Below are 12,503 nucleotides of genomic sequence, written 5' to 3' on the forward strand. Positions count from 1 at the left end.
GCCATCCTGAGGGATGGCCCTTTTGCTTTAAAATGCCAGCTTTGCGGGACCAGTACCCGCGTCACTCCCGATCCCGCCCCGCGCCGATGAAACAGTACCTCGACTTCATGCGCCATGTGTACGAGCATGGCACCGACAAGGCCGACCGCACCGGCACCGGCACGCGCTCGGTGTTCGGCTACCAGATGCGCTTCGACCTGCACGCAGGCTTCCCGGTGGTGACCACCAAGAAGCTGCACCTGAAGTCGATCATCTATGAACTGCTGTGGTTCCTGCAGGGCTCGACCAACGTGCGCTGGCTGCAGGAGCACGGCGTCACCATCTGGGACGAGTGGGCCGACGAGAACGGCGAACTGGGCCCGGTCTACGGCTCGCAATGGCGCTCGTGGCCGACGCCGGACGGCCGACATATCGACCAGATCACCGACCTGGTGGCGCAGATCCGCGCCAATCCGGATTCGCGCCGCCTGATCGTGTCGGCCTGGAACGTGGCCGACATCCCGCGCATGAAGCTGCCGCCCTGCCACGCGTTCTTCCAGTTCTACGTGGCCGATGGCCGGCTGTCGTGCCAGCTCTACCAGCGCAGCGCCGATATCTTCCTGGGCGTGCCGTTCAATATCGCCAGCTATGCGCTGCTGACCCACATGATGGCGCAGCAGACCGGGCTGGAAGTGGGCGACTTCGTCTGGACCGGCGGCGACTGCCACCTGTACAACAACCATTTCGAGCAGGTGCAGACCCAGCTGGCGCGCGAGCCGCTGGCGCTGCCGCAGCTGAAGATCCTGCGCAAGCCCGACAGCATCTTCGACTACCGCTACGAAGACTTTGAACTGGCCGGCTACCAGTCGCACGCCGCCATCAAGGCACCGGTGGCCGTATGACGCTGCTGACACTGGTCGTCGCCCGCGCCCGCAACAACACCATCGGCCGCGACAACACGCTGCCGTGGCGCCTGCCGGAAGACCTGGCGCACTTCAAGCGCACCACCATGGGCGCGCCCGTGATCATGGGCCGCAAGACCTGGGACTCGATCGGCCGCCCGCTGCCGGGGCGCCGCAATATCGTGGTCAGCCGCAACCCGGACCTGCGCATCGAGGGCGCCGAGGTGGCGGCCTCGCTGGAAGATGCCCAGCGCCTGTGCGTGGGCGCGGAGCAGATCTTCCTGATCGGCGGCGCGCAGCTCTACGCCGAGGCCATGCCATGCGCGGACCGGCTGGTGGTGACCGAGATCGATGCGGATGTGGAAGGCGATGCCTTCTTCCCGGCGATCGACCGCACCCAATGGGTGGAGACCGCGCGCGAGACGCATCATTCGGAGGCCAATGGCTTCGACTATGCGTTCGTCACGTACGAGCGGCCGCCGTCGGACGAGTCGTAAGCCGTTGCGCGGGCAATAAAAAAGCAGGCCGTCAGGCCTGCTTTTTTTTGGGTGGCGCGCGCCGCTCAGGTGCCGGCAATCGTCATCTGCTCGAGCAGGATCGAGCCGGTTTCCTTGGTGCCGCGCACCAGCGAGTCCGCGCCGATGGCGACGATCTGCTGGAACATCTCGGCCATATTGCCGGCGATGGTGATTTCCTCCACCGGGTACTGGATCACGCCGTTCTCGACCCAGTAGCCCGAGGCGCCGCGCGAATAGTCGCCGGTCACGTAGTTGACGCCCTGCCCCATCAGCTCGGTCACCAGCAGGCCGGTGCCGAGCTTGCGCAGCATCGCCGGGAAGTCGTCGCCGGGCTCGGTCAGCGAGCTGGTCAGTGTCAGGTTGTGCGAGCCGCCGGCGTTGCCGGTGGTCTGCATGCCGAGCTTGCGCGCGGAATAGGTCGACAGGAAATAGCCCTGCACCACGCCGTCGCGGACCACGTCGCGGGCACGGGTGCGCACGCCTTCCTCGTCGAACGGGGCGCTGCCCATGGCGCCGGGGGTGTGCGGCTGCTCATGGATCTGGATATGCGGCGCAAACACGGCCTGGCCCAGCGAATCGCACAGGAACGTGGATTTGCGGTACAGCGCGCCGCCCGACACCGCCTGCACGAAGGCGCCCAGCAGCCCCGCGGCAAGCGGCGCCTCGAACAGCACCGGGCAGCGGCGCGTGGACAGCTGGCGCGCCTGCAGCCGCGCCAGCGCGCGCTCGGCGGCGTAGCGGCCGATGTCCTCGGGCGCGGCCAGCGCCAGCGGCGAGCGCTTGGACGAGTACCAGTCATCGCGCTGCATGCCGCTGCCGCTGCCGGCGATCGGCGCGCACGAGATGAAATGGCGCGAATACGGGTAGCCGCCCGAGAAGCCGCGCGTGGTCGCCAGCACGAACTGCGAATGCTGCGCCGACACGCTGGCGCCGTCGCTGTTGCGGATACGCGGCGACACCGCGAAGGCGGCGGCCTCGGCGCGGGTGGCAATGTCGATGGCGCGCTCGGCGTCAAGCGCCCACGGGTGGAACAGTTCCAGGTCCTGCGGCGCGCGTTCCAGCAGTTCTTCCTCGGCCAGGCCGGCGCAATCGTCCTCGGCCGTGAAGCGGGCGATGTTGTAGGCGGCCTCGGCAGTGGCGCGCAGCGCGGCCGGCGAGAAGTCCGAGGTGCTGGCATTGCCGCGGCGCTTGCCGATCATGACCGTGACCCCGACCACCTTGTCGCGGTTCTGCTCGATGGTTTCCACCTGCCCCTTGCGTACCGATACCGACAGGCCGCTGCCTTCGGAGATCTCGGTGGCGGCGTCGGTCGCCCCAAGTTCGCGTGCAACGCGCAGCACATCGGCGGCCATCTCGCTGAGCTGGGCCTGGGTGTAGGTGAAGTGCGCGGTCTGTTCTGCGATCTGGTCCATGCTGGGCGGGTGTCATCAAAAGTCCAAGCGGCAATCATAGCAAGATAAAATGCCGGGCATGACGCGAAATTCCCGTAATCCGAATGGCTCGCGCTTTCCCGGAGGCTTTGCGCCCGAACCGGAAGACGACGAACCGAAAAGCAAGTCGCAGCGCAAGCGCGAAATGACCGCCCTGCAGGACCTTGGCGCCGAGCTCGAAGCCCTGGCCAAGGACCGCCTGGCGCGCGTGCCCATGCCCGAAGCGCTCGCCGACGCCATCCACCAGGCCCGCCGCATCAACAGCCACGAGGGCAAGCGCCGCCAGATGCAGTTCGTGGGCAAGATCATGCGCGGCCTCGACGACGAAGAGGTCGAGGTGATCCGGCAAGCGCTGGAGGGCTTCAAGGGCACCAGCAAGGCCGAAACCGCCCGCATGCACCTGATCGAGCGCTGGCGCGAGCTGCTGCTGGCCGACGACGCGGCGCTGACGCGCTTCCTCGCCGAGCACCCCGGCATCGACGTGCAGGCGCTGCGCAATACCATCCGCAACGCGCGCAAGGAAAAGGAGCAAGGCAAGCCGCCGCGCTATTTCCGCGAGCTGTTCCAGGCGATCAAGACGGCGCTGGATGCGAAGGACGGCAAGGCCGGCGCCGCCGCGGACCAACCCCCTACCCCGGAGCCCGAGGCATGACCCAGACCACGCAGCCGGTAGTCCGCAACCATCCCGATGAACTCGTTGTCGGCTTCGTTTCGATCTCGGACCGCGCCTCGGCCGGCACCTACCAGGACGAAGGCATCCCGGCGCTGCGCGAGTGGTTCGGGCGCACGCTGACCACGCCCTGGCAGGCGGTGGAGCGGCTGATCCCGGACGAGCAGGCGCAGATCTCGCGCACCCTGATCGACCTGGTCGACGTGGCCGGCTGCGACCTGGTGCTGACCACCGGCGGCACCGGCCCGGCGCGCCGCGACGTGACGCCAGAGGCCACGCTGGCCGTGGGCACCAAGGAAATGCCCGGCTTCGGCGAGCAGATGCGCCAGGTCAGCCTGCATTTCGTGCCGACCGCGATCCTGTCGCGCCAGGTGGCGGTGATCCGCGAGACCGCCAGCCGCGCCGCGCTGATCGTCAACCTGCCCGGCCAGCCGCGCGCCATCCGCGAGACCCTGGAGGGCCTGCGCGATGCCGATGGCAAGGCCGTGGCGCAAGGGATCTTTGCTGCGGTGCCGTATTGCATCGACCTGATCGGCGGCCCCTACATGGAAACCGATGAGGCCGTGGTCAAGGCCTGGCGCCCGAAGAACGCCGTGCGGGCCAAGCCCGCGGCGTAATCGCCAATCCCCGCAGGCGCGCGCCTGCGGGCTCCCCTTCCCCGCGCCTCAGCGCAAGCCCAGGTACAACCCCACCGGCACGAACACCACCGCGGCGATGTTGCCCAGCAGCACGATCGACGCCACCTGGTCCGGCTCCTGCCGGAAATGGTCCGCCACCAGGAAGTTCAGCACCGCCGGCGGCAGCGCGGCAAACACAAAGAGCAGGCCGCGCTGCAATTCGGTCAGCGGCACCCACTGCGCCAGCAGCAGCGCCACCGCGATTCCCGTCAGCGGGCAGGCCGCGGCGCCGACCAGGCCCATGCCCCAGTTGCGCAGGCTCACGTCCTTCATGCGCACGCCCAGCGCAAACAGCATCAGCGGCACGGTGGCGTCGCCCAGCAGCTTGACCGACTGGTATACCGGGTCCGGCAGCGTGAACCATGGCCGCGCCAGCGCCAGCGCCACGCCCGCCACGGTGGCCAGCACCATGGGGTTGCGCGCGATCTGCGCCATCGACGCATGGCGGTTGACGATCTTCATGCCGATGGTGAAGTGCATCAGGTTCGATGCCGCGAACAGCGCCACCGCCGGCGCCAGCCCCGCCGGACCGAAGGCAAATACCGACAGCGGCAGCCCCATGTTGCCGCAGTTGTTGAACATCATCGGCGGCACGAAGGTGCGCGGATCGGCCTTCAGCAGCCGCGCCAGCGCCCACGCCAGCACGCCGGAGCCCAGCACCACCGCCACCGCGCAGCCCAGCAGCACCAGCTGGTCGGCCAGCACGAAATCCTTGCTGACGAAGGCCGACACCACCAGCAGCGGTGCGATCACGTCCAGCGTGGCGCGGTTGATGCCGGCCATGTCCGGATGGGCCTTGCGCCCGTACAGCCACCCGACCAGGATGATCAGGATGACCGGCGTGATGATGGAGACGATGCGCTCAAGCATGGGCAGGCGGGCGGGACGCGCCCCGGCGGCGGCCGCCCCGTGCGGGCGGCCCGTCGCTTGCAGTGGGTTGTTGTTCCGGGAGCAGCCGGCCCCGCTTATTGCGCGGGCGTGTCGGCGGCCGGCGCGTCCGCTGCCGGTGCGGCGCCCGGCGCGGTGTGCCGGATAAAGTGCGTGCGGTAGTAGCGCAGTTCTTCGACCGATTCCAGGATGTCGGCCAGCGCCGTATGCAGCTGGCGCTTGATAAAGCCCTTGTGGATGGCCGGCTCCCAGCGCTTGCACAACTCCTTCAGCGTGGACACGTCCAGGTTGCGGTAGTGGAAGAAGGCCTCCAGCTTGGGCATGTAGCGCGCCATGAAGCGGCGGTCCTGGCAGATCGAGTTGCCGCACATCGGCGACTTGCTGGCCGGCACCCAGCGCTTGAGGAAGGCCAGCAGCTCGGCCTCGGCCTGCTCTTCGGTCAGGGTCGATGCCTTGACCTTGTCGATCAGGCCCGAGCGGCCGTGGGTGCCCTTGTTCCAGTTGTCCATGCCATCGAGCACGGCGTCGCTCTGGTGGATCACCAGCACCGGGCCTTCCGCCAGGATATTGAGTTCGGAGTCGGTAACGACGATCGCGATTTCGATGATGCGATCGGTATCCGGCTGCAGGCCGGTCATTTCCATGTCCAGCCAGATCAGGTTGTTTTCGCTTTTGACGGATTTGGCGGTGGCTTGGCTTGTCATCGGGACTGCGGAAGATAGGGATTTCAGGGAAGCGGCCGCGGCGGGGGCGGGCGCGAACAATTTATAATTCTCGCATATCCGTCCGGAATGGCCGTTTGCGCACCAGCGCCGGGGTGTTTTCCGGATATCCTGGACCACCGCCTGCCCCACCCCGGGGCTCGGCGGTTCCAACGGACGCCCGCCGCGCACAATGCGGGGCGCCCGCACCCACAACAAGGCTCTTGCCGATGTTCACGATTGTCTTTCTCGCCGCCCTGGTGCTGATGGTGCTGACCAGGCTCTGGCTGGCCGCCCGCCAGGTCCGGCATGTGGCGCAGCACCGCAATGCGGTGCCGCCGCGCTTTGCCGACACCATCAGCCTGGCCTCGCACCAGAAGGCCGCGGACTACACCATCGCCCGCACCCGGCTGTCGATGCTCGAGGTGCTGGCCGGGGCCGCGGTGCTGATCGGCTTCACCATGCTGGGCGGGCTGCAGTGGCTCAACCAGTCCTGGCTGGACACTTTCGGCCCAGGCTATGCCTATGGCGTGGCGCTGGTGGCCAGCGTGGCGCTGATCGGCGGGCTGGTGGACCTGCCGTTCTCGCTGTACGGCCAGTTCGGCATCGAGCAGCGCTTCGGCTTCAACAAGATGACGTTCGGCCTGTGGCTGGCCGACATGGCCAAGATGCTGGTGGTGGCCTGCGCGCTGGGCCTGCCGCTGCTGCTGGCGGTGCTGTGGCTGATGGAGCGCGCCGGCTCGCTGTGGTGGGTCTGGACCTGGCTGGTGTGGATGGCCTTCAACCTGTTCCTGCTGGTGGTGTTCCCGACCTTTATCGCACCGCTGTTCAACAAGTTCGAGCCGCTCACCGACGAATCGCTGCGCCAGCGCATCGAGGCCCTGATGAAGCGCTGCGGCTTTGCCAGCAAGGGCCTGTTCGTGATGGACGGCAGCAAGCGCAGCGCCCACGGCAATGCGTATTTCACCGGCTTCGGCGCGGCCAAGCGCATTGTCTTCTTCGACACGCTGCTGGAGCGCCTGTCGGGCGACGAGATCGAGGCGGTGCTGGCACATGAGCTGGGCCACTTCAAGCGCCGCCACGTGACCAAGCGCATCGTCGTCACCTTTGCGCTGAGCCTGGTGTTCCTGGCGCTGCTGGGCTGGCTGGCCACGCGCAGCTGGTTCTACACCGGGCTGGGCGTGGTGCCCAACCTGGGCGTGTCCAACAACGCGCTGGCGCTGGTGCTGTTCTTCCTGGCGCTGCCGGTGTTCACCTTCCTGCTGGGGCCGCTGTCGAGCCTGTCGTCGCGCCGCCATGAGTTCGAGGCCGACGCCTTTGCCGCCGACCAGACCGATGCCGGCAACCTGGTGTCGGCGCTGGTGAAGCTGTACAAGGACAACGCCTCGACGCTGACGCCGGATCCGCTCTACAGCGCCTTCTACTACTCGCATCCGCCCGCCGCGCAGCGGATCGACCGCCTGCTGGCGCACGCATGAGCCGCGCCACGCGTCACCGCAACGCCGGCGGCGGCAGCCATGCCGGCACGGCCACCGAATCCGCGCTGATCATCGCCGCCCATGGCCGCCACTACGTGGTCGAGCTGGGCGACGGCACGCGCATGCATGCCTTCCCGCGCGGCAAGAAGAGCGACTGCGCGGTGGGCGACCATGTCAGCGTGGAACGCGCCGCCGCCGACCAGTGCGTGATCACCGCGGCCTCGCCGCGCAAGAACCTGCTGCACCGCTCCGACCAGTTCAAGTCCAAGCTGCTGGCCGCCAATATCGACCAGGTCGTGATCGTGCTGGCAACCGAGCCGGGCTTCTCCGAAGACCTGCTCGGCCGCGCGCTGGTGTCGGCCGAGGCCATGGAGATCCGGCCGCTGATCGTGCTCAACAAGACCGACCTGCCCGACCGGCTCGAAGAAGCGCGAGGGCGCCTGGCGCTTTACCGCGGGCTGGGCTACGACACGCTGGAGCTGTCGGTCCGCGCCGACCCGGCGCAGGCGCTGGCCGCGCTCAAGCCGCGCCTGGCGGGGCTGGCCAGCATCCTGATCGGGCAATCGGGCATGGGCAAGTCGTCGCTGCTGAACCTGCTGATCCCGGGCGTGGATGCACAGACCCGCGAGATCTCGGCCAAGCTCGACTCCGGCAAGCACACCACCACCTTCACGCGGCTCTATCACCTGCCGGCCGAATGGGGCACCGTGGACGGCCATCAGGGTGCGCTGATCGATTCGCCGGGCTTCCAGGAATTCGGCCTGTACCACCTGAGCGAGGGCATGCTGGAGCGCGCCTTCCCGGAGTTCCGCCCGCTGCTGACCGGGTGCCGCTTCTACAACTGCCACCACGTCAACGAGCCCGGCTGCGGCGTGCTGGCCGCGGTCGCCTCGGGAGCGATCTCCGAGCGCCGCCACCAGCTCTACATGCAGTTGCTGCACGAATCCAACCAGCAGAAGCCGTGGTAAGGTAAGCGCACCTGGGTTACCCGGTGCGCTGCCATGAAACTGCTGCTGTCCGCCACTTCCCTCGTCCATGCAGCCCATTGCCGGAACGTCCTGCGGGCGGCCGGCATCCGGGCGGAATTGCGCAATACCTGGCTGGCCGGCGCGACCGGCGAGATCCCGTTCCGGGAGAGTGCGCCACAGGTGTGGCTGGTCGATGACGAGATGGAAGCGCAGGCGTGGGCGGTGCTCAATGCCGCCGCCAACCCGGCGCCGGGGCCGAGCTGGCAATGCCGCCACTGCCTGGAGTGGCACGAGGCCCAGTTCGGGGCCTGCTGGCGCTGCGGCGCGGCCCGCGACTAGCGCGCCGCCCCCTTTTTAACGCTGGTCAGCCGACCCAGAGCGCCAGCGACAGCATCGCCAGCAGCAGCATCCACAGCACCACCGCGCGCCATACCAGGCCCACGGCCGACTGCAGCGTGCGCACGCCGGGCTCGGTGCCGAATTCGGGCGGCACCGGTTCCGGGCCGCCGTTTTCCTCTTCCATGCCGGGCGCATAGTCCACGGCCGGGCCAGCCACGCTGGCGCGCAGCACCACGGTGGAATCATCCTCGGCCAGCGGCGTGCCCAGGCGCACGCCCAGCGCCCCGCCCCCACTGGCAAGCAGGATGCCGTTGACGGCATCGTTCCACTTGCGCGCATGGTTGCGCCAGGCGTAGACCGCGTCCTCGAAGTTGCCGACGATGGCAAAGCCGATCGCCGTCAGCCGCGACGGAATCCAGTCCAGCAAATAGAAGGCGCGCGCCGCAAAGCGGCCCAGCGCGGGGCTGCGCTCGGTCGAGGGCTGGTTCCAGTGGCGGCTCAGGTATTCGGCGGTGCGGTACAGCACCACCCCGCCGGGGCCGACCGGCACCAGGAACCAGAAGAACACGCCGAACACATGCCGGTGCACGGCGATGATGGCCGCCTCCAGCGTGTGCCGCACGATCTCGGAGACCGGCATCTCGACGGTGTCCAGGCCGGTCCACTCGTGCAGCAGCGTGCGCGCGGTATGGACGTCATCGCGGTTGAGGGCCTCGTGGATGTCGGTGAAGTAGTGGCTGAACTGGCGAAAGCCCAGCGTCATGTACAGCACCAGCACATTCCAGGCGAGCGTCAGCGCCACGCTGATCGAGGCCAGCAGGTAGTGCACCACGATCACCGCCAGGGTCAGCGGCAGGACCACGGTCAGCCAGGCCAGCGCGGCATCGCGCGGGCGGCCGGTGTCGAAGGCGTGTTCCGCGCGGTCGCCGAGTGCGCGCACGATCTCGTGGATCGGGTTGTTGCGGCCCAGGGCGCGGAATTGTTCAGCGATCAGCGCCAGGAGAATGGAAACAAAGGTCATCTTGGTACGGGGTGTTCCAAGGGCACGCCTGGCCCTTCCGGGCTTGCCGGCGATGTGCCGGCGCAGGCGCAATGCATAGCGAGAAGATAGCACAGCGGTACCTGCCGGAGCCCGGCGCGCAATGCAAAAAGCAAAAGCCCGCCGAAGGCGGGCTCTCGCATGCGGCAATGAACGATGCTCAGGGCAGGTCGAACACCAGCACTTCGGCGCCATCGCCGCCGGACAGCGCGACCTCGCCCTCGGCTTCCAGCTTCGCCGCGTCGCCGGCTTCAAGCGCCTTGCCGTTGACCGTCACCCGACCGCGCGCCACGTGGATATAGGCGCGGCGGCCCGGCGCAAGCGCCAGCGTGGCAGCCTCGTCGCCATCGAACAGGCCGGCGTACAGGCGCACGTCCTGGTGGACCACCACCGAGCCCTCGGCACCATCGGCGCTGGCCACCAGGCGCAGCTTGCCACGCTTGTCGGCTGCGTCGAAATGCTTTTCCTCGTAGCCGGGCTCGATGCCATTCTCGGCCGGCATGATCCAGATCTGCAGGAAGTGGGTGGTGTCGTGCGCGGCGTGGTTGTACTCCGAATGGCGCACGCCGGTGCCGGCGCTCATGCGCTGCACATCGCCAGGGCGGATCACGCTGCCGTTGCCGATGCTGTCCTTGTGGGCCAGTTCGCCCTCAAGCACGTAGCTGATGATCTCCATGTCGCGGTGGCCGTGCGTGCCAAAGCCCATGCCCGGCGCGACGCGGTCCTCGTTGATCACTCGCAGTGGCCCAAACTGCACATGCCGCGGGTCATAGTAGTCGGCGAACGAGAACGAATGAAAGGACTTCAGCCAGCCATGATCGGCGTAACCACGCTCTGCAGACTTTCTGATTTCAATCATTTTGATGGCCCTCCTTGAGCCTGTTTGCCCGCAAGCACTGGCTTGGTAACCGTGTCGCGGCATACGTTTTCGCTTTGATGCTAGGAAGTTTAGGGCTTGAGGCGTATATTTACGGGGATCGACTTAGAAGCAGTCATTCAGAATTTCTGAACATGGCCCTCTCGCTAGAATCCCTCGAAGTCCTCGACGCCATCGAACGCAAGGGCAGCTTTGCCGCCGCCGCCCACGAGATGGGCAAGGTCCCTTCCGCGCTGACCTACGTGGTGCGCAAGCTGGAAGAAGACCTGGACGTGCTGCTGTTCGACCGGCGCCGCCACCGCGCCGAGCTGACGCCGGCCGGACGCGCCCTGCTCGATGAGGGCCGCCACCTGCTGCATGCCGCCGATGACCTGGCACGGCGCGTCAAGCGCCTGGCCACCGGCTGGGAGGCTACCCTCACCATCGTGGTCGACGACCTGATCAACTTCCGCGCGCTGCTGCCGGTGATCCACGACTTCTACGCCGAGAACACCGCCACCCGGCTGCGCTTTTCCAAGGAAGTGCTGGGCGGCGCCTGGGATGCGCTGGTCAACAACCGCGCCGACCTGGTGATCGGCGGCGCCTACGATGCGCCCAGCACGCAGGGCTTCCAGATCCGGCCACTGGGCTCGATGCCGTTCGTGTTCGCGGTTGCCGCGCACCATCCGCTGGCCACCGAGGAAGGCCCGCTCACCACCATCCAGATCGCCAGGCACCGCATCGTCGCGGTGGGCGACACCTCGCGCAACCTGCCGGCGCGTACCCATGGCGTGCTGGCCGGGCAAGACGTGCTGGTGGTGCCCACCATGCGCGACAAGCTCGAGGCACAGATCCGTGGGCTGGGCTGCGGCTGGCTGCCGGCGCCGATGGCGCAACCCCATATCGAAAGCGGCGTACTGCAGGCACGCGAGACCGTCGAGGTGCGCGCGCCCGGCAACTTCAAGGTAGCCTGGCGCACCAGCAACCGCGGCAAGGCGCTGCAGTGGTGGGCCAGCAAGCTGGAAGACCCGCGCCTGGCGCAGGCACTGCTGCAGCAACCCGACTTCGCCGGCTGAGGGCAGGTCTCATGGCAGTGACAGCAACGACGGCAGCAATGACGGTTGCCGCGACCGGCTATCGCGGCCGCTTCGCCCCCTCGCCCACCGGGCCGCTGCATATGGGCTCGCTGGTCACCGCGCTGGCGAGCTGGCTGGACGCGCGCGCGCACGGCGGCCAGTGGCTGGTGCGCATCGAGGACATCGACATGCCGCGCTGCGTGCGCGGCGCGGACGACGACATCCTGCTCACGCTGGAACGCCTGGGCATGGCGCCGGACGAGCCGCCGGTATGGCAGAGCCGGCGTGAGCCGTTCTATGCCGATGCGCTGCGCCGCCTCGACGCCGCCGGGCAGCTCTACCCGTGCGGCTGTTCGCGCAAGGAGATCGCCGACTCACTGGTGCACGTGCGCGAGCGGCACCAGACCCTGGGCTATCCCGGCACCTGCCGCCACGGCCTGAACGGCAAGCTGCCGCGCGCCTGGCGCGTGCGCGTGCCGGACGGCCCGGCCGCCACCCTGTGCTTCGACGACCGCTGGCAGGGCCGCCAGTGCCAGGACCTGGAAACCGAGCTGGGCGACTTCGTGCTGCGCCGCGCGGACGGGCTGTGGGCGTATCAACTGGCGGTAGTGGTGGATGACGGCTTGCAGGGCATCACGCATATCGTGCGCGGCGCCGACCTGCTCGACTCCACGCCGCGCCAGATCCACCTGCAGCACCTGCTGGGCCTGCCCACGCCGGCGTACCTGCACGTGCCAGTGGTGGTCAACGAAACCGGCGAGAAGCTGAGCAAGCAAAGCGGTGCGCAGGCAATCGACACCACCGCACCGCTGGACGCGCTGCGCGAAGCCGGCACTCACCTGGGGCTGTCGAACCGCGCGGACAATGTGAAGGACTGGCTTGCGCGCGCCACCGACGGGTGGCGCCAGTTGCTGGCCGATCTGCCGCGACCCCCGCACGGATAGCGCCCCCCCCAAAAGCAAATGGCCCGCGCAGGCGGGCC

The 12,503-nt window shown here is 68.0% G+C and carries 14 protein-coding genes; 9 read left to right on the forward strand and 5 right to left on the reverse strand.

Annotation, left to right across the window (positions count from 1 at the left end):
• Window positions 1-86: 86 nt before the first annotated feature.
• Window positions 87-881 (forward strand): thymidylate synthase, encoded by a 795-nt coding sequence (locus AC1Q6V_RS05135; RefSeq protein ID WP_454751404.1) that lies wholly within the window; start codon window positions 87-89, stop codon window positions 879-881.
• Complete coding sequence (locus AC1Q6V_RS05140) at window positions 878-1,378, forward strand: dihydrofolate reductase (RefSeq protein WP_010813610.1); 501 nt, start codon at window positions 878-880, stop codon at window positions 1,376-1,378. The genes AC1Q6V_RS05135 and AC1Q6V_RS05140 overlap by 4 nt, the downstream gene beginning before the upstream one ends.
• A gap of 65 nt (window positions 1,379-1,443) precedes the next feature.
• Here the strand turns inward: AC1Q6V_RS05140 and pmbA are convergent, their stop codons facing one another.
• The gene (pmbA, locus tag AC1Q6V_RS05145) at window positions 1,444-2,811 is read right to left on the reverse strand and encodes a metalloprotease PmbA (protein WP_010813611.1); all 1,368 of its coding nucleotides are present in this window, start codon (window positions 2,809-2,811) and stop codon (window positions 1,444-1,446) included.
• A 49-nt stretch (window positions 2,812-2,860) separates the two neighbouring features.
• On the opposite strand from pmbA, the gene yjgA reads away from it, so the two are divergent.
• Together yjgA and mog are read left to right on the forward strand one after the other, a co-directional pair.
• The gene (gene yjgA / locus AC1Q6V_RS05150) at window positions 2,861-3,481 is read left to right on the forward strand and encodes a ribosome biogenesis factor YjgA (protein ID WP_010813612.1); all 621 of its coding nucleotides are present in this window, start codon (window positions 2,861-2,863) and stop codon (window positions 3,479-3,481) included.
• Window positions 3,478-4,116: a molybdopterin adenylyltransferase gene (gene mog / locus AC1Q6V_RS05155; protein ID WP_010813613.1), complete on the forward strand. Its 639-nt coding sequence runs from the start codon at window positions 3,478-3,480 to the stop codon at window positions 4,114-4,116. The genes yjgA and mog overlap by 4 nt, the downstream gene beginning before the upstream one ends.
• A 48-nt stretch (window positions 4,117-4,164) precedes the next feature.
• On the opposite strand, the gene AC1Q6V_RS05160 is transcribed toward mog, so the two are convergent.
• On the reverse strand, window positions 4,165-5,046 hold the full coding sequence (locus AC1Q6V_RS05160; RefSeq protein ID WP_010813614.1) for an AEC family transporter: 882 nt from the start codon (window positions 5,044-5,046) through the stop codon (window positions 4,165-4,167).
• Window positions 5,047-5,141: 95 nt separating this feature from the next.
• Window positions 5,142-5,768 (reverse strand): oligoribonuclease, encoded by a 627-nt coding sequence (gene orn / locus AC1Q6V_RS05165; RefSeq protein WP_058696652.1) that lies wholly within the window; start codon window positions 5,766-5,768, stop codon window positions 5,142-5,144.
• A gap of 227 nt (window positions 5,769-5,995) precedes the next feature.
• Between orn and AC1Q6V_RS05170 the strand changes: the two genes are divergently transcribed.
• From AC1Q6V_RS05170 to AC1Q6V_RS05180, 3 genes are read left to right on the forward strand one after another with little or no spacing between them, the layout of a single operon-like run.
• Window positions 5,996-7,243, forward strand: a complete 1,248-nt coding sequence (locus tag AC1Q6V_RS05170) for a M48 family metallopeptidase (RefSeq protein WP_010813616.1) — start codon at window positions 5,996-5,998, stop codon at window positions 7,241-7,243.
• A complete protein-coding gene (gene rsgA / locus AC1Q6V_RS05175) occupies window positions 7,240-8,211 on the forward strand; it encodes a ribosome small subunit-dependent GTPase A (protein ID WP_010813617.1) in 972 nt (323 codons plus the stop codon). Before AC1Q6V_RS05170 ends, rsgA begins: the two co-directional genes overlap by 4 nt.
• Window positions 8,212-8,244: 33 nt before the next feature.
• Window positions 8,245-8,550: a putative signal transducing protein gene (locus tag AC1Q6V_RS05180; protein ID WP_010813618.1), complete on the forward strand. Its 306-nt coding sequence runs from the start codon at window positions 8,245-8,247 to the stop codon at window positions 8,548-8,550.
• A 25-nt stretch (window positions 8,551-8,575) separates the two neighbouring features.
• Here the strand turns inward: AC1Q6V_RS05180 and AC1Q6V_RS05185 are convergent, their stop codons facing one another.
• Together AC1Q6V_RS05185 and AC1Q6V_RS05190 are read right to left on the reverse strand one after the other, a co-directional pair.
• Window positions 8,576-9,571 carry a CobD/CbiB family protein gene (locus AC1Q6V_RS05185; protein WP_010813619.1) on the reverse strand — a complete coding sequence of 332 codons (996 nt, stop codon included), beginning with the start codon at window positions 9,569-9,571 and terminating at the stop codon, window positions 8,576-8,578.
• Between the two features lie 178 nt (window positions 9,572-9,749).
• Complete coding sequence (locus AC1Q6V_RS05190) at window positions 9,750-10,448, reverse strand: pirin family protein (RefSeq protein WP_058696653.1); 699 nt, start codon at window positions 10,446-10,448, stop codon at window positions 9,750-9,752.
• Window positions 10,449-10,600: 152 nt separating this feature from the next.
• Here AC1Q6V_RS05190 and AC1Q6V_RS05195 point away from each other — a divergent pair, with 152 nt between their 5' ends.
• Together AC1Q6V_RS05195 and gluQRS are read left to right on the forward strand one after the other, a co-directional pair.
• Window positions 10,601-11,521, forward strand: coding sequence for a LysR family transcriptional regulator (locus tag AC1Q6V_RS05195; RefSeq protein ID WP_010813621.1), 921 nt, complete (start codon window positions 10,601-10,603; stop codon window positions 11,519-11,521).
• A gap of 11 nt (window positions 11,522-11,532) precedes the next feature.
• Window positions 11,533-12,465, forward strand: a complete 933-nt coding sequence (gluQRS, locus tag AC1Q6V_RS05200; protein ID WP_454751403.1) for a tRNA glutamyl-Q(34) synthetase GluQRS — start codon at window positions 11,533-11,535, stop codon at window positions 12,463-12,465.
• The last annotated feature ends 38 nt before the right edge of the window (window positions 12,466-12,503 follow it).

Source organism: Cupriavidus sp. GW823-FHT07B10, from assembly GCF_058794355.1.

What these genes read in the sequence shown, in the direction of transcription:
- AC1Q6V_RS05195 (WP_010813621.1), top strand. Translation starts at nt 10,601, where the DNA reads ATGGCCCTCTCGCTAGAATCCCTCGAAGTCCTCGACGCCATCGAACGC.
- AC1Q6V_RS05185 (WP_010813619.1), bottom strand. Translation starts at nt 9,571, where the DNA reads ATGACCTTTGTTTCCATTCTCCTGGCGCTGATCGCTGAACAATTCCGC.
- AC1Q6V_RS05135 (WP_454751404.1), top strand. Translation starts at nt 87, where the DNA reads ATGAAACAGTACCTCGACTTCATGCGCCATGTGTACGAGCATGGCACC.
- pmbA (WP_010813611.1), bottom strand. Translation starts at nt 2,811, where the DNA reads ATGGACCAGATCGCAGAACAGACCGCGCACTTCACCTACACCCAGGCC.
- AC1Q6V_RS05140 (WP_010813610.1), top strand. Translation starts at nt 878, where the DNA reads ATGACGCTGCTGACACTGGTCGTCGCCCGCGCCCGCAACAACACCATC.
- AC1Q6V_RS05160 (WP_010813614.1), bottom strand. Translation starts at nt 5,046, where the DNA reads ATGCTTGAGCGCATCGTCTCCATCATCACGCCGGTCATCCTGATCATC.
- AC1Q6V_RS05190 (WP_058696653.1), bottom strand. Translation starts at nt 10,448, where the DNA reads ATGATTGAAATCAGAAAGTCTGCAGAGCGTGGTTACGCCGATCATGGC.
- AC1Q6V_RS05180 (WP_010813618.1), top strand. Translation starts at nt 8,245, where the DNA reads ATGAAACTGCTGCTGTCCGCCACTTCCCTCGTCCATGCAGCCCATTGC.
- yjgA (WP_010813612.1), top strand. Translation starts at nt 2,861, where the DNA reads ATGCCGGGCATGACGCGAAATTCCCGTAATCCGAATGGCTCGCGCTTT.
- AC1Q6V_RS05170 (WP_010813616.1), top strand. Translation starts at nt 5,996, where the DNA reads ATGTTCACGATTGTCTTTCTCGCCGCCCTGGTGCTGATGGTGCTGACC.
- rsgA (WP_010813617.1), top strand. Translation starts at nt 7,240, where the DNA reads ATGAGCCGCGCCACGCGTCACCGCAACGCCGGCGGCGGCAGCCATGCC.
- orn (WP_058696652.1), bottom strand. Translation starts at nt 5,768, where the DNA reads ATGACAAGCCAAGCCACCGCCAAATCCGTCAAAAGCGAAAACAACCTG.
- mog (WP_010813613.1), top strand. Translation starts at nt 3,478, where the DNA reads ATGACCCAGACCACGCAGCCGGTAGTCCGCAACCATCCCGATGAACTC.
- gluQRS (WP_454751403.1), top strand. Translation starts at nt 11,533, where the DNA reads ATGGCAGTGACAGCAACGACGGCAGCAATGACGGTTGCCGCGACCGGC.